This window comes from Azospirillum fermentarium (assembly GCF_025961205.1).
In the GTDB taxonomy this organism is placed as follows: domain Bacteria; phylum Pseudomonadota; class Alphaproteobacteria; order Azospirillales; family Azospirillaceae; genus Azospirillum; species Azospirillum fermentarium.
Map to the genome: position 1 here is coordinate 1016897 of NZ_JAOQNH010000002.1, position 21614 is coordinate 1038510.

A 21614-nucleotide genomic window follows, 5' to 3' on the forward strand; every position below is an offset into this window, starting at 1 on the left:
GGAACGCCGATGACCACCGATGCCTTTCACATTCATCCCGTCTCGCCGTTGCTGGGCGCGGAGATCCGCGGGCTCGACCTGTCGCAGCCGCTCGGCGACGCCACAGCGGCGGCGCTGGCCGACGCGCTCGACCGCCATCTGGTGCTGGTGTTCCGCGACCAGCGCATCGGCGACGCCGATCAGGTACGGGTGTCGCGCCACTTCGGCCCGCTGGACAAGGCGCCGATCACCGAGCACGGGCGCCTGCACGCCCCCGGCTTTGAAGAGGTCTATGTCATCTCCAACGTGACCGAGGGCGGGCGGCCCATCGGCGCGCTGGGGGCGGGGGAATCCGTGTGGCACGCCGACATGGCCTATCTGGAAACCCCGCCCTACGCCAGCAGCCTCTATGCGCTGGAGGTGCCGGACGAGGGCGGGAACACCGGCTTCATCAGCATGTACGCGGCCTATGACGCCCTGCCCGCCGATCTGCGCACCCACGTGGACGGGCTGTCGCTGAAGCACGACAGCACCACCAACAGCGGCGGCTACCTGCGCCAGGGGTACGAGGCGCCGGTGGACGTGACCACCTCCCCCGGCACGGTGCATCCGCTGGTGATCCGCCACCCGGTGACGGGGCGCAGGGCGCTGCTGCTGGGCCGCCGCCCGTACGCCTACATCCCCGGCCTGTCGGTTGCCGAGAGCGAAGCGCTGCTGGACCGCATCTGGGATGCGGCGGTGCGCCCGGAGCTGGCGTGGCACCACCGCTGGCGGGTGGGGGATCTGGTGATGTGGGACAACCGCTGGACCATGCACCGCCGCGACCCCTTCCCCGAGCACCTGCGCCGCCGGATGCACCGCACCCAGATCCGGGTGCCGGAGCGGGCATGACCGGCGGGCACGCCCCCCGCGTTCCCCCTGTTTTCCCCTCTCCCCCTGGGGAGAGGAGGATTGGAGGGTAGGGCCACCCATGCTCCCGACCAACCTGGACATGGACATCCTGCGCGCACTGGTGATCGCCATGGACCTGGGCGGCTTCGCCCGCGCCGCCGAGCGGCTGGGACGCACCCAGTCGGCCATCAGCCTGCAGATGAAGAAGCTGGAGGAACAGGTGGGCCAGCCGCTGTTCCGCAAGGCCGGGCGCACGGTGGCGCTGACCGACACCGGCGACGTGCTGCTGGGCTACGCCCGCCGCATCGTGGCCCTGAACGACGAGGCGCTGACCACCGCCCGCGGCGGCACCGTGGACGGCACCGTGCGCGTGGGCTTTCCCCAGGATCTGGCCGAACGCTGGCTGCCGGCGGTGCTGGGCGCCTTTCACCGCGCCCACCCGCGGGTGCATGTGGAAGCGCGGGTGGGACGCGGCCAGGAACTGCGCGAACAGGCGGCCCAGGGCGGGTTGGATCTGGCGCTGGCCTTCGGCGCCATCGGTGACACGGCCCCGGCGGGATTATCCGGCGGGCCGGTGACGCTGGCCCATCTGCCGGTGGTGTGGGTGGCGGCCCCCGGCTTCCGCGCCGATCCCACCGCACCGCTGCCGCTGGCGCTGCTGGATTCGCCCTGCATGTTCCGCCAGCACGGCATCGGGCGGCTGGACGAGGCCGGGTGCCCATGGCGCATCACCTTCACCAGCCCCAGTCTGTCGGGCCTGTGGGCGGCGGTGGAAGCCGGGCTGGGGGTTACCGTGCGCACGCCGCTGGGGGTGCCCGCCGGGCTGGCGGTGGTGGGGGCGACCGGCACCGGCTTTCCCGCCCTGTCGCGGGTGCCGCTGGAACTCCACCGCTCCCCCGCCGCCACCAGCCCGGCGGTGGAACGGCTGTGCGGCATCCTGACCGAATCCCTGCGCGGCATCCTGCCGCCCGGCGCCGGCATATAACATTTCATATTTGTTAGTTAAGTTTTCAAAAACAATCTCATTTGTGTTTTTTGTTTTTCCTACACAAAAGATAGGGATATCATCTGACCCGTCACGTGATTGCTCCGCCGCCTTTCCACCCGAGCCATTCACCGAAAAGGGCCGATGCCATGACCGCCGCGCCGCCGTTTCCCACCCCGTTCCCGTCCGCCACCGGCCCGGCGTTCAGCCGCCGCACCCTGCTGCGCGCCGGTGCGGGTGTCTGCGGGGCACTGGCCGCGGGCGGTCTGCCGTTTTCGCTGAACGCGGCGGTGCCAGGGCCGGAAACCACCCTGCGCATCGCCGATTACAAGGCGCTGGACGGGCTGGCGCTGGAATCGGCGGGCCAGCTTCCCACCCCGTACAAGGCCAATTTCGCCGAATTCGCCTCGGGCAACCTGATCGTGGAGGCGATCAACGCCGGGGCCATCGACATCGGGTCCAGCAGCGAGATCCCGCCCGCCTTCGGCGTGACGGCGGGGGCGCGGCTGTCCGTCGTCGCCGTGGTCAAGGACGACGTGAACTGGCAGGTGGTGCTGGTGCCACCCGACAGCCCGATCCGATCCATCGCCGATCTGAAGGGCAAGCGCGTCGGCTATGTCCGCGCCACCACCACGCAATACTACCTGGCCAAGATGCTGGGGGAGGCGGGTTTGCGCTTCACCGACGTCAAGGCCGTGGCCCTGACCCCGGCGGAGGGCAATTCGGCGCTGGAACAGGGGTCGCTGGATGCCTGGGCCATCTATGGCTACAGCGTGCCCGCGGCCATCAAGAAGGGGGCGCGGGTTCTCAAGACCTCCAACGGCTACCTGTCGGGCAACTACCTCTATCTGGCCTCCCCCGACGCGCTGGCCGATCCGGCGAAATCGGCAGCCATCGGCGATTTCCTGCTGCGGCTGCGCCGGGCGCTGGCGTGGCGCGCCGCCAACCTGGACACCTGGGCGCAGATCCACTCATCCGCCATCGGCGTGCCGCTGGAGGTGGACCGGGAAATCCTGTGGAAGAACTCCCGCCAGCGGGATCTCGCCCCCATCACCGACGCCGACGTGGCCTCGGCCCAGAACGTGGCCGACACCTTCCACCAACTGGGCGTGCTGCCGCGGGCCATCGACATGGCCCCGGCCTTCGACCGCCGCTTCACCGACATCCTGTCCCAGCCGCTGGGCTGAGGACCGCTCCCTTTTTCCCGCGCACAAGGAACCCCATCCATGACCACCGCCCCCCATCCGCTGCGCTTCGTCGGTTTCGTCGGAAATCACAACTCGTCGGAAATCATCCCCCGCCAGGGGCCGGTGGTTGACCGCGACTATATCGAGGCAACCGCCAAGGCCCACGAATACGGCGGCTTCGACGCGGTGCTTCAGGCGTTCCATTCCGACGCCCCCGACAGCCTGCAGGTCAGCCAGCACATCACCAGCGTCACCGAGCGGCTGAACGTGCTGATCGCCCACCGTCCGGGGTTCCAGGCGCCGACCATCCTGGCCCGCCAGTTCGCCACGCTGGACCAGTTGAGCCGCGGGCGCACCGCCATCAACGTCATCACCGGGGCCGAGCGCGCCGAACTGGCCCGCGACGGCAACACGCTGGAGGACAAGGACGACCGCTACGCCCGCACGTCGGAATTCCTCGACATCGTGCGCGCCGAATGGACCAGCCAGACGCCGTTCGACTATCAGGGCCGCTTCTATCAGGTGGAACAGGGCTTCTCCCTGGTGAAGCCGTACCGCGAGAGCGGCATCCCGGTGTGGATCGCCGGTGCCTCGCAGGCGGCCATCGACGTGGCCGGGCGCCACGCCGACACCTTCGCCCTGTGGGGTGAAACCCACGATCAGGTGCGCGAACTGCTGAGCCGCGTGCGCGCCGCGGCGGTCAGGAACAACCGCCCGGTCCCGGCCTTCAGCCTGTCGCTGCGCCCGGTCCTGGCCGACACCGAAGAGGCGGCGTGGGCCAAGGCCGACGCCATCTATGAAAAGGCCAAGGCATTGTTGGACAAGACCGGCTTCCGCCGCGGCGACCTGCCCAACAACGAAGGGGCGCGCCGCCTGTTGTCCATCGCCGACCAGGGTCACCGCCACGACACGCGTCTGTGGACCGCCATCGCCGGCCTGACCGGGGCCAAGGGCAACTCCACCTCTCTGGTCGGCACGCCGGATCAGGTGGCCGATGCGCTGCTGGATTATTACGACCTGGGCGTCACCACCTTCCTGATCCGCGGCTTCGACCCGCTGCCGGATTCCATCACCTATGGCCGCGAACTTCTGCCGCGGGTGCGCCAGTTGGTGGCGGAGCGGGAACGCGCCCGCGCCGTGGCGGCGGAGTAACCGGCATGACCGGGACCACGGCAGCCACGGGGGCCGGAGCGGCGGGGGTGCCGGCGCGCCCGCCGGTCATCCTCAACCACCTGGGTCCGGTGGTGGGTGCGCGTCTGGCCGCCCACTGGTCCCGGCCCACGGTGATCGCGCGTGACGAGGCCCAGCCCCCCTGGGTGGTCCCGCGGGGGGTGGACGTGCTGCTGACCCGCCCGCTGATCGGGTGGGACGCCGCACCGGACACCCCGCCCGCCGGCTGGCTGGGCGATCTGCGCTGGATTCAGTCGGCCTCCACCGGCATCGATTTCTATCCCCGCTGGCTCTACGACGGGCCGCACCGGGCGTCGGTGCCGGTCACCTGCGCCCGCGGGGTGTCGGCGGTTCCCATCGCCGAATACGTGCTGGCCGCGGTGCTGCTGTTCGAAAAGCGGCTCGACACCATCCGGGTCCGCGGGCCGCAGGATTGGACGAAAAGCACGCTGGGCGGGCTGACCGGCAAGCGGCTGGGGCTGGTGGGCTATGGCGCCATCGGGCGCGCGGTGGCCGAACGGGCCGCGGCTTTCGGCCTGCAGGTCGGAGCCGTGCGCCGCACCGGCTGGACCACGCCCGAACCGGGTGTGGAGCCGTTCGAGCGGCTGGCCGATCTGGTGGCGGCGTCCGACCATCTGGTGCTGGCCCTGCCGCTGACCGACGATTCCCGCGGGCTGATCGGAGCCGATCTGCTGGCGCGGGCCAAGCCGGGGCAGCACATCGTCAACATCGCCCGCGGCGCCCTGCTGGACCAAGATGCGTTGCTGGCCGCCGTTGAGGCCGGGCGCATCGCCGGGGCCACGCTGGACGTGACCGAGCCGGAACCGCTGCCCGCCGGCCATCCCTTTTACAGCCACCCCGCCATCCGGCTGACGCCGCACGTGTCGTTCTCCGGCCCGGCGGTGGAAGCCCGGCTGGCCGACACGATCCTCACCAACCTCGACGCCTATGCCAGCGGCCGCCCCCTGCACGACCGGGTGGACGCGGCCACCGGCTATTGACCCTTTTCCCACACGGGGAGTTCCGTTCCCATGAACCAGATCAGCCCGCGCCCCAGCACGTTCTGGCCGCCGGTCACCCATGCCCCCCGCACGAGCATCGCGGAGGAGCGGCTGCACCGAAAGCAGCGGCTGGCCGCCACCTTCCGCCTGTTCGGCCATTACGGCTTCGACCAGGGGCTGGCCGGGCACGTCACCGTGCGCGACCCGGAATTCCACGACCGTTTCTGGATCAACCCGCTGGGCCAGCATTTCCGCACCATCCGGGTGTCGGACCTGCATCTGGTGGACATCGACGGGAATGTGCTGCACGGCGACCGCGCGATCAATCAGGCGGGCTTCACCATCCATTCGGCCATCCACCGGGCACGCCCCGACGCGGTGGCCGCCGCCCACACCCATTCCACCTATGGCAAGGCGTGGTCGGCGCTGGGCCGCCCGCTGGACCCCATCAGCCAGGACGCCGCCGCGTTCTATGAGGACCAGGTGATCTTCGACCCCTATTCCGGCGTGGTGCTGCAGGAGGCGGAGGGCCGCCGTCTGGTGGAAGCGCTGGGGGACCGGAAGCTCGCCATCCTGAAGAACCACGGCCTGCTGACCGTCGGCCCGACCATCGAGGCGGCGGCGTGGTGGTACATCACCGCCGACAACGCCGCGCACACGCAACTGCTGGCCGAGGCCGCCGGCACGCCGCAGCCCATGGATCATGCGACGGCGCAACTGACCCGCTCCCAGGTCGGCACGCAGGAGGGCGGGGCCTACAACTTCCACCCCTTGTGGGAATGGATCACCGCCGCCGAACCCGACCTGCTGGATTGATTGCCGACCGATGTTGTCCCCTCTCCCGCCCCGGGGAGAGGGCTATCCCATACCCTTGCCGAAAGCCGCCGTCATGACCGACCGTCTTTTGCCGTCCCTGTCCCGCCGCCGCGTCCTTGCCGCCGGTGCGGCAATCCTGGCCGCCCCCGCCGTCCTGCGCGGGCGGGCGCTGGCCGCCGAGCCGCTGCGCCTGTCGTGGAACGCCGGGGCGGTCTGTCTGGCCGCCGTGCCGCTGGCGCTGAAGAACAACACCTTCCAGAAGCACGGGCTGGAGGTGGAGTTGATCAACTTCACCGGCTCCACCGACCAATTGCTGGAGGCCATCGCCACCCGCAAGGCCGATGCCGGCGTGGGCATGGCGCTGCGCTGGCTCAAACCCCTGGAACAGGGGTTCGACGTCAAGATCTCCGCCGGCATTCACGGCGGCTGCATGCGGCTTTTGGGATCGAAGGCGGCGGGGGTCAACACGCTGCTGGACCTGCGCGGCCGGACGGTGGGCGTCACCGACATGGCCAGCCCGTCCAAGAACTTCTTCTCCATCCTCCTGACCAAGCAGGGCATCGACCCGGTGAAGGAGGTGGAGTGGCGGCAATACCCCGGCGACCTCCTGGGGCTGGCGGTGGAAAAGGGCGAGATCCAGGCGCTGGCCGACGGCGACCCGCTGATCTGGCGCCACACCAAGAATCCCGAACTGGTGGAGATCACCAACAACGTCTGCGGTGAATTCGCCACCCGCACCTGCTGCCTGATCGGGGTGCGCGGCAGCCTGCTGCGCGACAACCCGGCGGCGGCCAAGGGCCTGACCACCGCGCTGATCGAGGCGCAGCACGCGGTTTATGCCGACCCGGTGGCGGCGGCGGAGGCCTATGCCCCCTATGCCCCCAAATTCCCGGTCGAGGAGCTGGCCGCCATGCTGCGCAGCCACGCCCACAACGTGACCCCGGTCGGCAACGACCTGCGCCAGCAACTGGCCCTTTATGTGGACGAGCTGAAAAGCGTGTCGGTGATCAAGCCGCACATCGACAGCGCCAAGTTCGCCGGGAAGATCACCGTCGATCTGGCTTGATCCGCCCCGTTTCCCGGTTCCCTCTCCTTCATGGACTCACCCCCATGCCCTTCGATCAAGCCCCCTCCCCCACCGTGGATGACGCGCTGCTGGCGCGGCTGACGGCGGATTTCGCAGCGCGGGCCGCCGAGCACGACGCCGAGGCCAGCTTTCCGTTCGAAAACTTCGCCGCCCTGCACGAAGCCGGGCTGCTGGGGCTGGTGGACCCGCCGTCGGTGGGGGGCAAGGGGGCGGGGCTGCGCGACGCCCTGGCGGTGGTGGCGGCGGTGGCGCGGGGGGAACCGTCCACCGCCCTGGTGCTGACGCTGCAATACATCATCCATCACCAGATGTGGCGCGGCACCCGCTGGCCGGCGGACCTGCGGGACCGCATCGGCCGCACCGCCGTCACCGACGGGGCGGTCATCAACGCCCTGCGGGTGGAACCGGAATTGGGCACCCCCTTGCGCGGCGGGCTGCCGGCGACGGTGGCGCGCAAGGTGGCGGGCGGCTGGCGGATTTCCGGCACCAAGCTCTATTCCACCGGCGTGCCGGTGCTGGCATGGCTGTCGGTGTGGGCGCGCTCGGACGAGGATGAGCCGCGGGTCGGCGCCTGGATCGTGCCCGCCGGCACCGACGGGGTGGAGATCCGTCCGGTGTGGAACCACATCGGCATGCGCGCCAGCGGCAGCCACGAGGTGGTGTTCCACGACGTCTTCATCACCGACGATCTGGTGGGCGACATTCGCCCGCCCGCGCAGTGGGCGGCCCCCGACGCTGTGGGCAGTGCGTGGACCGCCGCCTTGTTCAGCGCCGTCTATGATTCCGTCGCCCAGGCGGCGCGGGATTGGCTGTTGGGCTTCCTGCGCACCCGCACGCCGACCACCCTGGGCGGGGCGGCGCTGTCCACGGTGCCGCGGCTCCAGGAAGCGGTGGGCGGGATCGAGGCGCTGTTGCAGACCAACCGCGTGCTGCTGCGGTCACTGGCGGCGTCGGTGGATGCGGGCACCCCGCCGCCGCCCCACGAAAGCCTGCTGGTGAAATACACGGTGACCAACAACGCCATCGCCGCGGTGGCGAAGGCGGTGGAGATCACCGGCAACCCCGGCCTGACCCGTGACAACCCGCTGGAGCGGCATTACCGCGACGTCCTGTGCGCCCGCGTCCACGCCCCCCAGAACGACATGATCCTGACCGCCGCCGGCCGGGCGGCGCTGGCGGGGCCGTAACGGCCCCGCCAGCCGGCGGCGGGTCACACCCAGTGCGCCCGCACAGCCTTCAGGATGTTGCGGACCTTGGGAAGGGCGATGGAGAAATTGGACCGGTACCACCCGCCGCCGAAGTGAAGGGCGAGCACCTGATCCTCGTTTTCGTTGAGCGGCACGACGCACGATCCCGAGTTTCCGCCAAGCGTGCTCGAATCATGGGAAACCACCCAGTTCCCCTTATCGTCGATGTTGCTGCCGGGAAGGCTGACGATCTGCCCCGGCGACAGGCGTTTCACCCCGAACTTCCCGTTGAAGTAGCGGAGAAGATCCATGTTCTTTTTGTCGGCCTCCGCGTCCGTCGGCTGGATCACCGTCCGCCCCGGATACCCGACGACGAAAAGATCCTTGCCCTCCACCAACAGGCTTTCCTGAGACGACAGGCTGAGGGCGGGGGGCAGGGAGCGCCCGTCGGCATTGGTGGTTTCGACCTCGAAGATGGCCATGTCCATATTGGACAGGTTCATGCTCTGCTTGTATCGGGCGATCTTGATGCGGTCGGGGATCGTCGTGTCCATCAATTCCGGCACGGCCAGGGGGCCGATGAAAAAGGGCTCCTTGACCCGGAATTGCAGCCGGCCCTGCATCCCATCCCCTTCCTTGAAGTCGATGGAAACACCGGGCTTGACCGCCCACGCCCGATTTCTGCGGAAACCGCTTTCCCCATGGCGCACGATGGCATCGTGGGTCGCCTTTTCCGCCAGGAATACGGCGACATGGACATTGGTCATAATCAGGCCGGGGGCGATCACGTACCCGGTTCCCACCTGCTGGCCATTGAGATTGATCCGCCCCACCGAACCGATGGTTCTCTTGATCTGCCCCATGTTTCTTTCCAGCGTGTCGCGCCACCGGATGGCCTGGGGATCGTCCAGCAGAATCCCGCCGTTCCTCACCAGCAGCGCGGGGCGGTCGAAGCTGCTGATGATCGCTTCCAGATTGCCCGCGTCCTCATCGTCGGGAACGGCGTCCGGATCCGAGCGCTCCAGAAGGGCAACCGACTTCTCAAGCCGCCCGATCAGCGCCGACTGCTCATCGTCGGTCAACGCCTCCTCACCGTCCTCCTTGGCGATGGTCTGGGCGAATTTCAGGACACTGGCCACATGATCCAACAGGCCGTTGACCGTTCCCCCGAAAACATCAACCGAGGATTTGAGAGCGGGGCTGATGGATTCCGTCTGGAACGCCACGCCGTAATCACCGATCCCCAGAACCTCCCGATACTCACCGACTTTGCGGGGGACAAATTCGAGATCATCGAGAACATTATCATGTACGATATCGCCATTCATTTTCTTCTCCATAAAAGAATTTGTAAAATTACTCCAAGTCTTAAAATTGATAATTATGCAACATCTCACGGTCAATGATTTTGCATTGACCGTGAAATTTCGAGATTTTGATTTATTTGTTGTTTTGAATCAAGGCCATAATATTGTCGGAAAGATTTTCTGGTATACATTTGCATGCCAGAAAAGGCGGGAAACCCTTCATACTCTCAAGAACACAACACCCTGTCCACATCCACCCCCACCTCCCCCCCGATCCGGTGCAGCGCCTGCACGGTACCGGGGTCGAGCGCGATCCCCTGCGCGGCCACCTTTTCCCGGTGATGCCGTTCGGGCACACCGGGGATCAGCACGCCGGCGCTGCCGGGGGCGGCGGGGGTGCCGGTGACGTAATCCAGCACGGCGTCGGCCAGCCCCTGCCAACCATCCGCATCGGTGGCGGCGCGGGCGGGGTCGATGACGAAGGCCAGGGCGTTGTTGACCACCCGCCCGGGGCGCAGATTTTCCGGGACTGCGGGCAGAGCGGCCCCCAGCGCGCCGGCCAGGATCTCGCAGGCCAGCGCCAGCCCGTATCCCTTGTACCCGCCGAACGGCAGGATGGCGCCGGTAGGGTCGCGGAACATGGTGCCGGGGTCGCGGGTGGGCTGGCCGTGCTCGTCGATCAGCAGCCCCTCGGCCACCGGCTCGCCACGGGCGGCGGCGACGCGGCATTTGTTGGCGGCGATGGCGCTGGTGGCGAAGTCCAGCAGAAAGGCGCCATGGCGCGGGGTGGCCGGCACCGCGATGCAGATGGGGTTGGTCGCCAGCCGCGGGCGGGCACCGCCGTGAGGAGCGGCCAGCGGGCGGCTGACCACGTTGACGAAGAACACCCCCACCAGCCCGGCGGCGATGCACTGCTCCCCAAACGCCCCCACCCGCCCGATGTGGTGGGCGTTGCGCAGGGTGAGGATGCAGGCCCCGCCGGCCTGCGCGCGGGCGATGGCAAGCTCCGTCGCCTCCCGCCCGATCACCTGCCCATAGCCGACATCGCCGTCCACCACCAGAAACGGCGCTTCGTCGCGCAGGATGCGGGCGTGACGGTTGGGCTGGAGATGGCCCAGCTCCAGGCTTCTCATGTAAACGGGGATCTGGCACACGCCGTGGCTGGCGTGGCCGGTGGCGTCGGCGTCCACCAGATTGGCGGCGACGATGGCCGCCTCCTCCGGGGTGCTGCCGCTGCGCACGAGAATGGCGTCCACCAGCGCGGTCAGGCGTTGGGGATCGAAACGTCCGGGGAGCATGGGATTATCCTTTGGCCTGCAGGATCGCGTCGGCCACCTCGACAAAGCCGGCGCCGCCGGGGCCGCGGGTCACCCAGGTGGGTGGCACCGGCAGGTGGGGGAGGAAATCGACGACGGTGCTGACGCCGACGCTGTTGCCGAAGAAGGCGAACATGGGGGCGTCGTTGGTGGAATCGCCCACGTACAGAATCTCGTCCCCCCGCTCGTCGATGGGCAGGCCGTGGGCCTCGGCCATCACCCGCCGGGCCATGGTCAGCTTGTCGTAATCCCCGAACCAGCCCAGCACCCACAGGGAGTTCACGGTCACCCGCGCGCCGGCATCCCGGAACGCCGCCAGCAGCGCGTCGCGCACCCCCGCATCGGCGGGTGCGTCGTAGGCGAGGCTGGTCAGGCGGAACGGCTGGTCGGAGGCGACGCGGGCCACCGGCACCCGTTCGGCAATGGCGGCGGCCAGGGCGTCGAGCCGGGCCGCCACCGCCGCCCGCTCCGGGTCCGGGTGCCAGAAACGGCGGGTGACGGCGCCGCCGCCGGGGCTGTCGAAGTAAAACCCGCCGTTCTCGCCGATCACCCCGCCGATGGGCCACATGCGGGCCATCTGGTCGCACCAGCCCGCCGGGGCGGCGGTGACCGGGATCACCGGCACCCCGCCGCGGCGCAGCCGTTCCAGGGCGGTGTATGTCTGCGCCGCCAGCGCACCATGGTGCGTCAGCGTGTCGTCCATGTCGGTCAGAACGAAGCGGACCCGCCGCAGCCGTTCCGCCGGCGCCCCGGACAGCGGGCGCATCCTCTCCCCCGCCATCACAGGGCCGCGTAGTCGATGGGCCGGGTGCGGTCCAACGTGCGGTGGACCGGCGGCAGCGGGTATTTCAGCCCGGTGGCGCAGTTGAACAGCACCGCCCGTTCGCCCCGCGACACCCGCCCGTCAGCCAAGGCCTGCTTATAGGCGGCGTAGGTGGCGGCCCCCTCCGGTGACAGCAGGAACCCCTCCTCCCGCGCCGCTTCGTTCAGCGCCGCCTGGATGGCCTCGTCGTCCACGGCGATGGCGAAGCCGCCGCTGTCGCGCACCGCCCGCAGGATCAGGAAATCGCCCACCGCCTGTGGTACGCGGATGCCGGACGCGATGGTGTGCGCCTCCTCCCACCGCGGCGCGTGCTCCACACCCTGTTCCCAGGCGCGGACCATGGGGGCGCAGCCGGCGGCCTGCACCGCCACCATGCGCGGGCGCTTGGCGCCGATGAAGCCGATGGCCTCCAACTCGTCGAACGCCTTCCACATGCCGATCAGGCCGGTGCCGCCGCCGGTGGGGTAGAAGATCACGTCGGGCACGTCCCAGCCCAACTGTTCGGCCAGTTCCAGGCCCATGGTCTTCTTGCCCTCGATCCGGTACGGCTCCTTCAGGGTGGACACATCGAACCAGCCGGCGGACGCCTTGCCCTCGCCGACGATCTTCCCGCAATCGTCGATCAGGCCGTTGACGCGGTAGACGGTGGCGCCCTGAAGTTCGATTTCCGAAACGTTCACCTCCGGCGTGTCCTCGGGGCAGAACACGGTGGTGCGGATGCCGGCGCGGGTGGCATAGGCGGCGAGAGCGGCCCCGGCGTTGCCGTTGGTGGGCATGGCGATGCGGGCGATGCCGAACGCCTTGGCCATCGACACCGCCATCACCAGACCGCGGGCCTTGAACGAGCCGGTGGGCAGGCGCCCCTCGTCCTTCACCAGCACTTCCCCGCCGCCGGAGCGGGCGGCCAGTCTGGGCAGCGGCACCAGCGGGGTCACCGCTTCGCCCAGACTGACGATATCGTCCACCCGGCGGACGGGCAGCAGTTCGCGGTAGCGCCACAGGTCGTGTGGACGGGCGGCAAGCGCGTCCTTGGTCAACGCCCGCTTCACCCCGTCGAGGTCGTAGCGGACCAGCAGCGGCTTGCCGGCGCGGGACAGGTTGTGAACCCGGTCGGCCTCGTACCGCTCGCCGGTGTAGGAACACTCCAGATGGGTGACGAAGGTCGGGCGTTCGGTGGTCAGATTGTCGTTGAACGGCACGATGGGTGATTCCTTGAAACTTTAGCGCACCATGATCCCGGTGCTATCGCACCATACCTCCGGTGCTATCGCACCATGCCCCAGGTGCTATCGCACCATGCCCCAGGTGCGGACGGTGCGGGCTTCGATCCAGCGGAAGACGAGGTTCTCGACCACCAGACCGATCAGGATGACGGTGACCAGACCGGCGAACACCTTGTCGATGTAAAGCTCGTTGCGGTTCTGGAAGATGAACCAGCCCAGGCCCCCCTTGCCCGACGACACGCCGAACACCAGTTCCGCCGCGATCAGCGTGCGCCAGGCAAAGGCCCAGCCCACCTTCAGCCCGGTCAGGATGGCAGGGAACGCCGCCGGGATCAGGATCGTCACCACATAGCGGATGCCGGTCAGGCCATAGTTGCGCCCGGCCATGCGCAGCGTCTCCGGCACGCCGGTAAAACCCGCGTGCGTGTTGAGCGCCAGCGGCCACAGCACCGCGTGCACCAGCACGAACATCAGGCTGACCGATCCCAGCCCGAACCACAGCATGGCGATGGGCAACAAAGCGATGGCCGGCAGCGGGTTGAACATGGACGTCAGGGTGGACAGCACGTCGTTGCCGATGCGGGTGGACACGGCGACGCTGGTCAGCACCACCGCCAGCACCACCGCCACCGCGTACCCCTTCACCAGCACGGCCAGCGACACCCAGGCCATGGACAACAGCCCGTCGTTCCACACCGCATCCCACAGGGCGGTGACGGTGGCGGAAAAGGTGGGGAACATCAGCGGGTTGTTCTGCACCACCGCCGCCCCCTGCCACGCGGCGGCGAACAGCACCAGCACCAGCAGACGGCGCAGGGCCGTGACGTTGCCCAGCCGCTCCCACAGGGACAAAGGCCGGGCGATGTCGCCGATGGGGCCGGTGGAGGTCACGGTGCGCTCGTATTCCGGGCGCCAGGGGGGAACCCGCCCGGCCCGGCGGGCGGGGGACGGGGTGCCGTCATGGGACATCGTGGTCATGGGCGGGGAGTCCCGGTGTCTTCCACGCTGTCGGCGAACAGCATGGTGTGGATGCGCTGGGCGGTATCCTGGAAACCGGGGCTGCCGACGGCGCCGTGGTCGTAGCCGCCGCAGTTGATTTCCGCCTTCACCTGCCCCGGATGGGGCGACAGCACCAGAATGCGCGAGCCGACCACCATCGCCTCTTCGATGGAATGGGTGACGAACAGCATGGTGAAGCGCACGTCGTCCCACAGGGCCAGCAATTCCTCCTGCATCTTGCGGCGGGTCAGGGCGTCCAGCGCCGCGAACGGCTCGTCCATCAGCAGGATGTCCGGCTCCATCGCCATGGCGCGCGCGATGGCGACGCGCTGCTTCATGCCGCCCGACAGCATGTGCGGGTGGGCGTCGGCGAATTTGGACAGGTTGACCTTGGCGATGGCGGACAACGCCTTCTCCTCCGCCTCCCGCCGGGAGAGGTGCGCGGCGGTGAGCAGGGGGAACATCACGTTGTCCTTGACCGTCTTCCACGGCAGAAGCTGGTCGAATTCCTGAAACACCATCATCCGTTCCGGCCCCGGCCCGGCCACCGCGCGGCCGTTGAGGCGGATCGCCCCCTCCACCGGCTGGATGAAGCCGCCCACCGCCTTGAGCAGCGAGGACTTGCCGCAGCCGGACGGCCCGAGAAGCACGTAGCGTTCGCCCTGGAACACCTGAAAATCCACGCGGTAGGTGGCGGTCACCCGATGGCGGCGGGTCTCGTACTGCAGCGTCACCCCCGACACGTCCAGCAACGGACGCTCGGACACGGTTTCCGTGTCGATGTTACCGGGCAGGCTGAGGGCGTTCATGATCTCAGCTCCCGGTTTCGGTGTGGAGATCGGCGAAGAACAGATCCTTCCACGAGGCGGGCTTGGCCTTGATGGCGCCCACCTTGTGCATGAAATCGGCGTAGACCGCGATGCGGCTGGGGGCGGTGGTGAACTGAATGTCGGGGTCGTCGAGGATCTTCAGCAGGAACGCCTTGTCCAGGTCGCCCTTGTTCTGGGCCAGATAGATGTCGGCGGCGGCGGAATGGTCGGCGTTGATCAGCGCGTCCGCCTCCTTCAGCGCGTTCAGGAACGCGGCATAGGTCTTGGGGTTGCCGGTGCGGAACGCGTCCTTGGTCCAGATCAGGTTGAAGGTGTGCGGGCCGCCCAGCACGTCGTACGAGCTGAACACCTTGCGGATCTTAGGGTCCTGAAGCTGCTGGTACTGGAACGGCGGGCCGGAGATGTGGCCGGTGATCTCCGCCGCCCCCGACAAAAGCGCCGCCGTGGCGTCGGGGTGGGGCAGCGAGACGGTCAGCGTGTCGAGAGCGTCCGACTTTCCGTCACCGAATTCCTTTTCGGCGGCGATTTGCAGGGTGCGCGACTGGATCGACACCTTGACCGCCGGCACGGCGATCTTGTCCTTGGCGCTCAGATCCCTCAGCGTTTTGACGCTGGGGTTGCTGGTGGTCAGGAACAGCGGCATGTTGTTCAGCGCCGCGATGGCCTTGACGTTGACGCTGCCGCGGGTGCGGTCCCAGATGGTCAGCAGCGGCCCTACCCCGCCGGACACCAGATCCACGCTGTCCGACAGCAGCGCGTCGTTCATCGCCGCCCCGCCCGACAGTTTCACCCAGTCCACCGCGATGTCCACGCCCAGCGCCTTGCCGTGCTTTTCGATCAGCTGGTTCTGCCGCAGCACGTGCAGCGGCAGGTAACCCAGCCCGTATTGCTCGGCGATGCGGATCGTGCCCTCGGCCAGCACCGGGCCGGCCATGACGACGGCGGCCAGCCCCGCGAGCACGGCGGCAATCCGCCCCGGAAAACGCCGACGATGGCCCATGGATGCCCTCCCGTATTCGCATATATCTAGTATGAAAAAGGAGAACACAAACGGACGGTTTCCGTCAATGTGGAATTGTTGTGGTTATAACGAATTTAAAATGTCAAACATGCCGGGAAACCCGGCCATTCCCCATTTCCCAGGCGGGGATAGGGAAAATTAGCCGGATAGGGTCGGTTTTTTCCTCAAATCCCGCTGCCGTCCAATTCGTGATCCTTGAACAGGCGGTTGAGGATCAGCCCCTCCAGCTCGGCGAAGGCGGCGGAGCCGCGGACCCGCGGGCGGTCCAGGGTAACGGGCAGGTCCAGCGCGATGGTGCCGTCCTCGATCAGCAGGATGCGGTCGGCCAGCGCCACCGCCTCGCTGACGTCGTGGGTGACCATGACGGCGGTGAAGCCCTGGTTCAGCCACACCCGTTCGATCAGATGCTGCATGGAAATACGGGTCAGCGCGTCCAGCGCCCCCAGCGGCTCGTCCAGGATCAGCACCCGCGGGCGGCTGACCAGGGCCCGGGCCAGCGCCACACGCTGGCGCTGGCCGCCCGACAGCACCGACGGCCAGTCGCGCTCGCGGCCCGACAACCCCACCTCCTGCAAGGCGCGTTCGGCGGCGGCGCGGCGGTTGCCGGGGCGGCCCGACAGCCCCACCGCCACATTGTCCACCACCCGGCGCCAGGGCAGCAGGCGCGCCTCCTGAAACATGGTGCGGGCCAGGGGGTTCAGGCCGTCCAGCCGGTCGTCGCCGAACCAGATCTCGCCGCCGTCGGGTTTCTCCAGCCCGGCCAGCAGGCGCATCAGCGTGCTCTTGCCGCAGCCGGACCGGCCGATGACCGCGATGAACTCGCCGGGCTCGATCTTCAGCCCGACGCCGTTCAGCACCCGCTTGCCGCCGTAGCTCTTGCCCAGGTTCCACAGCGACACCGGTACCCCGGCTTCGCCGGTGGATACATGATCGTCGGCGGGCAGTTCGAAGGCGTCGGCGGTCACGTCGGGGATCAGCGGGGCGGCGGCCATGGGGTTGAGGGAAGCCGCCAGCAGGGACATCAGCATCGGCACAGTCTCCGGTCTTCGAAAAGGATAAGCTCAGCGGCCCTGAAACGACGGGTGCCATTGCAGGCACAGGCGTTCCAGCCCGCGCGCCAGGCTGTCGGCCAGCTTGCCCAGCAGGGCGTAGATGACGATGCTCAGCACCACCACGTCGATCAGCATGAAATCCCGCGCGTTCATGGCCAGATAGCCGATGCCCGAGGTGGCGGCGATGGTCTCGGCCACGATGAGCGTCAGCCACATGATGCCGAAGGCGTAGCGCAGCCCCACCAGCACCGACGGCAGCGCCCCCGGCAGGATCACCTGCACGAACAGATCCCAGTTGGACATGCCATAGGTGCGGCCCATCTCGATCAACTGCCGGTCCACCGTGCGGATGCCGTGGAAGGTGTTGAGGTAGACGGGGAAGAACACGCCCAGCGCCACCAGGAACAGCTTGGCCTCCTCGTCGATGCCGAACCACAGGATGACCAGCGGGATCAGCGCCAGATGGGGCACGTTGCGGATCATCTGCAGCGTGCTGTCCAGCAGCGTTTCCGACAGGCGCGACAGCCCGTTGGACAGCCCGAGCACGAAGCCGATGCCCCCACCCACGGCAAAGCCCGCGGCGGCGCGCAGGAAGCTGATGCGGATGTGCTCGGCCAGTTCGCCCGACCACCCCATGCGCCACCCCGCCTCCACCACGGCACTGGGCGCCGGCAGGACGCGGGAGGAGAGAAAGCCACCCTGCACCGCCACCTGCCACACCGCCAGCAGCAGGGCGGGAACCAGCCAGGGCAAAAGCGCGCGAAGCCCGGTCTTGATCATCTCTCTCCCCTCCCTTTCACCGTCAGGACGCCGAGGCCGCCAGCGGGAACCCCTCGTTGGAGACGTTTCCGTTGTGCGGGGTGAAATACACGCCCCGGGTCGGGCGGGCGCCGCTTTGGCCGTGCGCGCCCAGCCCCAGTTCGGGGAACAGCAGCTCGGCCACGCGGTAGGCTTCCTCAAGGTGCGGGTAGCCCGACGCCACGATGGTGTCGATGCCAAGATCCTGGTATTCCCGCAGCCGCGCGGCCACCGTCTTGGGGTCGCCCACCAGCGCGGTGCCGGCCCCGCCGCGCACCAGACCGACGCCGGCCCACAGGTTGGGACTGATTTCCAGCGCGTCGCGGCGGCCGCCGTGCAGCGCGGCCATGCGGTGCTGGCCCTCCGCGTCGGATTCCTCGCGGAAACGGCGTTGCGCCTCGGCGATGGTCTCGTCGGACAGGTGGCTGATCAGGCGGTCGGCGGCGGCCCACGCCTCCGCTTCCGTCTCGCGCACGATCAGGTGCAGGCGCAGGCCATAGCGCAGGGTGCGGCCCAGCTTGGCGGCGCGGGCCTTCACGTCCTCGATCTTCTCCTTCACCTGTTCCGGCGGTTCGGCCCAGGTCAGGTAGGCGTCGAGCTGTTCGGCGGCCAACTGGTGCGCCGCGGGCGACGAACCGCCGAAATAGAGCGGCGGATAGGGGCGCTGCACCGGCGGAAACAGCAGCTTACCCCCTTCGACCTTCAGGTGCTTGCCGTCGTGATCGACGGTTTCGCCCTGGAACAGCCCGCGCAGGATGGTCAGGAACTCGCCCGCGTGCTCATAGCGCTCGTCGTGGCTGAGGAACAGCCCGTCGCCGGCCAGTTCCTGCGGCGCGCCGCCGGCCACCACGTTGATCAGCAGCCGCCCTTCGGACAGCCGGTCGAGCGTCGCCGCCTGACGGGCCAGCAGCGCCGGGCTGGTCACGCCGGGACGCAGCGCCAGCAGGAAGCGCAGGTTGCGCGTCTGCGGGATCAGCGAGGCGGCGGTGATCCACGGGTCTTCCATCTGCCGCCCGGTGGGGACCAGCACGCCGAAATAGCCCAGCCGGTCGGCGGCCAGCGCCACGTCGCGCAGGTAGGTGTTGGTGACCGGGCGGTGCCCGATCTCGGACCCCAGATAGGGGCCGTCGCCGCTGGTGGGCAGGAACCACAGGAAATCCAGAGGCTTGTTGGTATCGGCGGTCATATGTGCGTGTCCCTTTTTTGAAAGAGGTTGTTGGCCGGTCAGGATTTCGGCGGCGTCCACACCGCGTCGCGGATGGACAGCTTCTTCGGGATCAGGCCCAATTCGGCGAAGGTGTCGGCAATGCCCTGCTGGGTGCGGACGTGCTCCTCCCCCACCGGGCCGACGCGGTAGGAGGCGCGGGCGGCGGCCACCTTCTGCACATCCGGGTCGATGCCGTTAACGCGGGCGAAGATCTCCGACACCGCGTCGATGTTGGCCTCGGCCCACACGCCGGCCTTGTCCAGCTCCTCAAGGACGATGGACAGGATCTCGGGGTTCGCCTGGACGAAGGGGCGGCGGGCCAGGAAGAAGCTGGAGCTTTCCACGATGCCCTCGGCGGTGGTCAGAACCCGCACGCCCGGCTGGCGTTCGGCCAGGGCGAAGTACGGATCCCAGATGGCCCAGGCGTCGATGCTGCCGCGTTCGAACGCCGCGCGGGCGTCGGCGGGCGACAGGTTGACCGGCTGGATGTCCTTATAGGACAGGCCGGCACGCTTCAGCACCTCCACCACGATGTTGTTGGCGTTGGAGCCCTTGACGAAGGCCAGCTTGCGGCCCTTCAGGTCGGCGATGGTCCTGATGGGGCCGTCGTCGCGCACCAGAACCGCCGATACCCGCCCAAGATTGGGCTGGCGCCCCACATACAGCAGGTCCGCACCCGCCGCCTGGGCGAAGATGGGCGGGGTGTCGCCGGTGGTGCCGAAATCCAGGCTGCCGACGTTCAACGCCTCCAGCATCGGCGGGCCGGACGGGAACTCGGTCCATGTCACGGACACGCCCTTGGCCGCCAGACGCTGTTCCAGCGCCCCCGTCCCCTTCAGCAGCAGCAGCGGCCCGGATTTCTGGTACCCGATGCGCAAGGTCACCGGATCGGCGGCGTGGGACGGCAAGGACGTCACGCTCGCCGACACGGCGATGGCCGCCACCGCCAGAACATGGCGGACGAAGGCGCGGCGGCCAAGACGGGAGAAAAAGGCGGACGGCATCAAAAACACCTCACGCAAATGGAAAAACCCGGTGAGGGATGACGTTGCACACGCCATGCCAATGTAAAATTCATTCATTCATCGCCAAATTCATGTGGTTTTCGGGCAAAAAAGCACGCCGGCATTGTTTCGGGTGGTGACGGAGCAGCAGGGGCTGTTGCCGCCTGCTGCTCCGTCAACAGCATGGAAAGCCCGGCGCGTGAAATCCCGTCCCCACCCGCGCGGGGCCGGCGGCGGGACAGGGCCGGCAGAACCGGCTGTGTTTTGAAAAGCGGCGGTGGGGCCGCAGGGATGCGGGTCCGGCCCTCCCCGACCGGACCCGCGGCGGCGGCGGCACCCCCGGTACCACCGCCAAAGGACGGCCACGTGTCAGCGGCCTCCTCCCTGGGAAAAAGCACACACCGTGCCAGAGCCAAGCGCTTGATTCACAAGAGTTCGCAAATCACCGTCCTGGGCATGGGGCAACACCCCCGCTGCCATGTGTTGCTGTAGAAACATAATATCAACAATTTTATGTGAATGAATTTTCTGGACTCACATATTCTATACCGTAATTATGGGGAAATGCCGATCCCAGGGGGTGAGAAAGACCGATGATCGTTCAGGACAACCTGCGGAACGGTGAGGGGGTAACCGCCTTTTCCACCCGCCCCGCTGCCCGCCCGCCACACCGGGCCAGCGCCATGGTGTTCGAGGATCCGGCGTCCCGCGCGCTGCTGGTGCGGCTGAGGCAACTGGCCCCGTCGGGCGCCGACACGCTGATCGTCGGGGAAACCGGGACGGGCAAGGAGCTTGTGGCCCGTTTCCTCCACGACAACAGCCCGCGCGCCCGGCGCCCCTTCGTGGCGGTCAATTGCGGCGCCATCGCCGAGACGCTGGTGGATTCCGAACTGTTCGGCCATGAGAAGGGGGCCTTCACCGGCGCCATGACCGCCGAGCCGGGGTGGTTCGAGGCCGCCGACGGCGGCACCCTGTTTCTGGACGAGATCGGCGAACTGCCGCTGCCGATGCAGGTCAAGCTGCTGCGCGTGCTGCAGGAGCGGGAGGTGGTGCGGGTGGGATCGCGCCGGCCCATTCCGGTGAACGTGCGCATCGTGGCGGCCACCAACGTGCGGCTGGACGATGCCGTCGCATCCGGGCGGTTCCGCCAGGATCTTTATTACCGCATCAAGGTGGCGGCGGTGCTGCTGCCCCCCTTGCGCGCGCGGCCCGGCGACATCCTGCCCCTGGCCGACCATTTCCTGTCGGACCTGGGCGCGCGCGGCGGGCGCCCCGGCCTGCGCCTGGCGCCGGAGGCGATGCAGGCGCTGCTGGACCACCCCTGGCCCGGCAACATCCGCGAGTTGGAGAATGTCATCCACAGCGCCCTGGTGACCGCCGCCGGGGATGTCATCACCCGCCGGGACGTGACCCTCGATCCTTTCCAGGATGGGAGCAGGGGCGGGATTGCGGCTTCCGGCCTTGCCATCACCGTGCAGGACTCGCTGAAGGGGGTTCTGGGGCCGCTGTTCGACCAGGGGCACGGCAACCTGTTCGGCGTCATCACCGACGCGGTGATCCGGTCGGCCTATGACTACTGCGGCGGCAATCAGATGCAGACGGCGCGCCTGCTGGGCATCAGCCGCAACGTGCTGCGCGGCCATCTGTCGAAACTGGGACTGGTATCACCGCGAAGCCGGTTGTGCAAAAACGCCCCCTGACCTCCGCACATGCTTCTGAAGGTTGGTTTTC

At 68.2% G+C, this 21614-nt stretch carries 20 protein-coding genes; 9 read left to right on the plus strand and 11 right to left on the minus strand.

The window, feature by feature from the left end:
• Positions 1-9: 9 nt before the first annotated feature.
• The 8 genes from M2352_RS19350 (at position 10) to M2352_RS19385 (ending at position 8303) form a co-directional block, all read left to right on the plus strand.
• Complete coding sequence (locus M2352_RS19350; protein WP_264666138.1) at positions 10-870, plus strand: TauD/TfdA dioxygenase family protein; 861 nt, start codon at positions 10-12, stop codon at positions 868-870.
• A 79-nt stretch (positions 871-949) separates the two neighbouring features.
• Positions 950-1855 (plus strand): LysR substrate-binding domain-containing protein, encoded by a 906-nt coding sequence (locus M2352_RS19355; RefSeq protein WP_264666139.1) that lies wholly within the window; start codon positions 950-952, stop codon positions 1853-1855.
• Positions 1856-2004: 149 nt separating this feature from the next.
• On the plus strand, positions 2005-3042 hold the full coding sequence (locus tag M2352_RS19360) for an ABC transporter substrate-binding protein (RefSeq protein ID WP_264666140.1): 1038 nt from the start codon (positions 2005-2007) through the stop codon (positions 3040-3042).
• A gap of 39 nt (positions 3043-3081) precedes the next feature.
• Positions 3082-4194, plus strand: coding sequence for an LLM class flavin-dependent oxidoreductase (locus tag M2352_RS19365; RefSeq protein ID WP_264666141.1), 1113 nt, complete (start codon positions 3082-3084; stop codon positions 4192-4194).
• A 5-nt stretch (positions 4195-4199) separates the two neighbouring features.
• Complete coding sequence (locus tag M2352_RS19370) at positions 4200-5213, plus strand: D-isomer specific 2-hydroxyacid dehydrogenase family protein (RefSeq protein ID WP_264666142.1); 1014 nt, start codon at positions 4200-4202, stop codon at positions 5211-5213.
• Between the two features lie 30 nt (positions 5214-5243).
• A complete protein-coding gene (locus M2352_RS19375) occupies positions 5244-6029 on the plus strand; it encodes a class II aldolase/adducin family protein (RefSeq protein ID WP_264666143.1) in 786 nt (261 codons plus the stop codon).
• A 73-nt stretch (positions 6030-6102) separates the two neighbouring features.
• Positions 6103-7095 carry an ABC transporter substrate-binding protein gene (locus M2352_RS19380; RefSeq protein ID WP_264666144.1) on the plus strand — a complete coding sequence of 331 codons (993 nt, stop codon included), beginning with the start codon at positions 6103-6105 and terminating at the stop codon, positions 7093-7095.
• Positions 7096-7139: 44 nt separating this feature from the next.
• On the plus strand, positions 7140-8303 hold the full coding sequence (locus M2352_RS19385) for an acyl-CoA dehydrogenase family protein (protein ID WP_264666145.1): 1164 nt from the start codon (positions 7140-7142) through the stop codon (positions 8301-8303).
• Between the two features lie 23 nt (positions 8304-8326).
• On the opposite strand, the gene M2352_RS19390 is transcribed toward M2352_RS19385, so the two are convergent.
• The 11 genes from M2352_RS19390 to M2352_RS19440 all read right to left on the minus strand — a co-directional run bounded on the left by M2352_RS19390 (position 8327) and on the right by M2352_RS19440 (position 19883).
• Complete coding sequence (locus M2352_RS19390) at positions 8327-9700, minus strand: trypsin-like peptidase domain-containing protein (RefSeq protein ID WP_264666146.1); 1374 nt, start codon at positions 9698-9700, stop codon at positions 8327-8329.
• A 137-nt stretch (positions 9701-9837) separates the two neighbouring features.
• Positions 9838-10908, minus strand: a complete 1071-nt coding sequence (locus M2352_RS19395; RefSeq protein WP_264666147.1) for a malate/lactate/ureidoglycolate dehydrogenase — start codon at positions 10906-10908, stop codon at positions 9838-9840.
• 4 nt (positions 10909-10912) lie between these two features.
• A complete protein-coding gene (locus M2352_RS19400; protein WP_264666148.1) occupies positions 10913-11692 on the minus strand; it encodes an HAD-IIB family hydrolase in 780 nt (259 codons plus the stop codon).
• Positions 11693-11706: 14 nt separating this feature from the next.
• Positions 11707-12948: a threonine synthase gene (locus M2352_RS19405; RefSeq protein ID WP_264666149.1), complete on the minus strand. Its 1242-nt coding sequence runs from the start codon at positions 12946-12948 to the stop codon at positions 11707-11709.
• Between the two features lie 87 nt (positions 12949-13035).
• The gene (locus M2352_RS19410) at positions 13036-13950 is read right to left on the minus strand and encodes an ABC transporter permease (protein WP_264666150.1); all 915 of its coding nucleotides are present in this window, start codon (positions 13948-13950) and stop codon (positions 13036-13038) included.
• Complete coding sequence (locus M2352_RS19415; RefSeq protein ID WP_264666151.1) at positions 13947-14780, minus strand: ABC transporter ATP-binding protein; 834 nt, start codon at positions 14778-14780, stop codon at positions 13947-13949. Before M2352_RS19415 ends, M2352_RS19410 begins: the two co-directional genes overlap by 4 nt.
• Positions 14781-14784: 4 nt before the next feature.
• The gene (locus M2352_RS19420; protein WP_264666152.1) at positions 14785-15801 is read right to left on the minus strand and encodes an ABC transporter substrate-binding protein; all 1017 of its coding nucleotides are present in this window, start codon (positions 15799-15801) and stop codon (positions 14785-14787) included.
• 185 nt (positions 15802-15986) lie between these two features.
• A complete protein-coding gene (locus tag M2352_RS19425) occupies positions 15987-16850 on the minus strand; it encodes an ATP-binding cassette domain-containing protein (protein ID WP_264666153.1) in 864 nt (287 codons plus the stop codon).
• 33 nt (positions 16851-16883) lie between these two features.
• Entirely contained in the window at positions 16884-17654 is a 771-nt protein-coding gene (gene ssuC, locus M2352_RS19430) for an aliphatic sulfonate ABC transporter permease SsuC (protein WP_264666154.1), read from the minus strand.
• Positions 17655-17676: 22 nt separating this feature from the next.
• Positions 17677-18858, minus strand: coding sequence for an FMNH2-dependent alkanesulfonate monooxygenase (gene ssuD, locus M2352_RS19435; RefSeq protein WP_264666155.1), 1182 nt, complete (start codon positions 18856-18858; stop codon positions 17677-17679).
• A gap of 38 nt (positions 18859-18896) precedes the next feature.
• Complete coding sequence (locus tag M2352_RS19440; protein ID WP_264666156.1) at positions 18897-19883, minus strand: sulfonate ABC transporter substrate-binding protein; 987 nt, start codon at positions 19881-19883, stop codon at positions 18897-18899.
• Between the two features lie 593 nt (positions 19884-20476).
• Between M2352_RS19440 and M2352_RS19445 the strand changes: the two genes are divergently transcribed.
• A complete protein-coding gene (locus M2352_RS19445) occupies positions 20477-21583 on the plus strand; it encodes a sigma-54 interaction domain-containing protein (RefSeq protein ID WP_264666157.1) in 1107 nt (368 codons plus the stop codon).
• Positions 21584-21614 lie beyond the last annotated feature (31 nt).

Coding starts and splice junctions, on each gene's coding strand:
- M2352_RS19350 (WP_264666138.1), top strand. CDS start 10: ATGACCACCGATGCCTTTCACATTCATCCCGTCTCGCCGTTGCTGGGC.
- M2352_RS19355 (WP_264666139.1), top strand. CDS start 950: ATGCTCCCGACCAACCTGGACATGGACATCCTGCGCGCACTGGTGATC.
- M2352_RS19360 (WP_264666140.1), top strand. CDS start 2,005: ATGACCGCCGCGCCGCCGTTTCCCACCCCGTTCCCGTCCGCCACCGGC.
- M2352_RS19365 (WP_264666141.1), top strand. CDS start 3,082: ATGACCACCGCCCCCCATCCGCTGCGCTTCGTCGGTTTCGTCGGAAAT.
- M2352_RS19370 (WP_264666142.1), top strand. CDS start 4,200: ATGACCGGGACCACGGCAGCCACGGGGGCCGGAGCGGCGGGGGTGCCG.
- M2352_RS19375 (WP_264666143.1), top strand. CDS start 5,244: ATGAACCAGATCAGCCCGCGCCCCAGCACGTTCTGGCCGCCGGTCACC.
- M2352_RS19380 (WP_264666144.1), top strand. CDS start 6,103: ATGACCGACCGTCTTTTGCCGTCCCTGTCCCGCCGCCGCGTCCTTGCC.
- M2352_RS19385 (WP_264666145.1), top strand. CDS start 7,140: ATGCCCTTCGATCAAGCCCCCTCCCCCACCGTGGATGACGCGCTGCTG.
- M2352_RS19395 (WP_264666147.1), bottom strand. CDS start 10,908: ATGCTCCCCGGACGTTTCGATCCCCAACGCCTGACCGCGCTGGTGGAC.
- M2352_RS19400 (WP_264666148.1), bottom strand. CDS start 11,692: ATGCGCCCGCTGTCCGGGGCGCCGGCGGAACGGCTGCGGCGGGTCCGC.
- M2352_RS19410 (WP_264666150.1), bottom strand. CDS start 13,950: ATGACCACGATGTCCCATGACGGCACCCCGTCCCCCGCCCGCCGGGCC.
- M2352_RS19415 (WP_264666151.1), bottom strand. CDS start 14,780: ATGAACGCCCTCAGCCTGCCCGGTAACATCGACACGGAAACCGTGTCC.
- M2352_RS19420 (WP_264666152.1), bottom strand. CDS start 15,801: ATGGGCCATCGTCGGCGTTTTCCGGGGCGGATTGCCGCCGTGCTCGCG.
- M2352_RS19425 (WP_264666153.1), bottom strand. CDS start 16,850: ATGCTGATGTCCCTGCTGGCGGCTTCCCTCAACCCCATGGCCGCCGCC.
- ssuC (WP_264666154.1), bottom strand. CDS start 17,654: ATGATCAAGACCGGGCTTCGCGCGCTTTTGCCCTGGCTGGTTCCCGCC.
- ssuD (WP_264666155.1), bottom strand. CDS start 18,858: ATGACCGCCGATACCAACAAGCCTCTGGATTTCCTGTGGTTCCTGCCC.
- M2352_RS19440 (WP_264666156.1), bottom strand. CDS start 19,883: ATGCCGTCCGCCTTTTTCTCCCGTCTTGGCCGCCGCGCCTTCGTCCGC.
- M2352_RS19445 (WP_264666157.1), top strand. CDS start 20,477: ATGATCGTTCAGGACAACCTGCGGAACGGTGAGGGGGTAACCGCCTTT.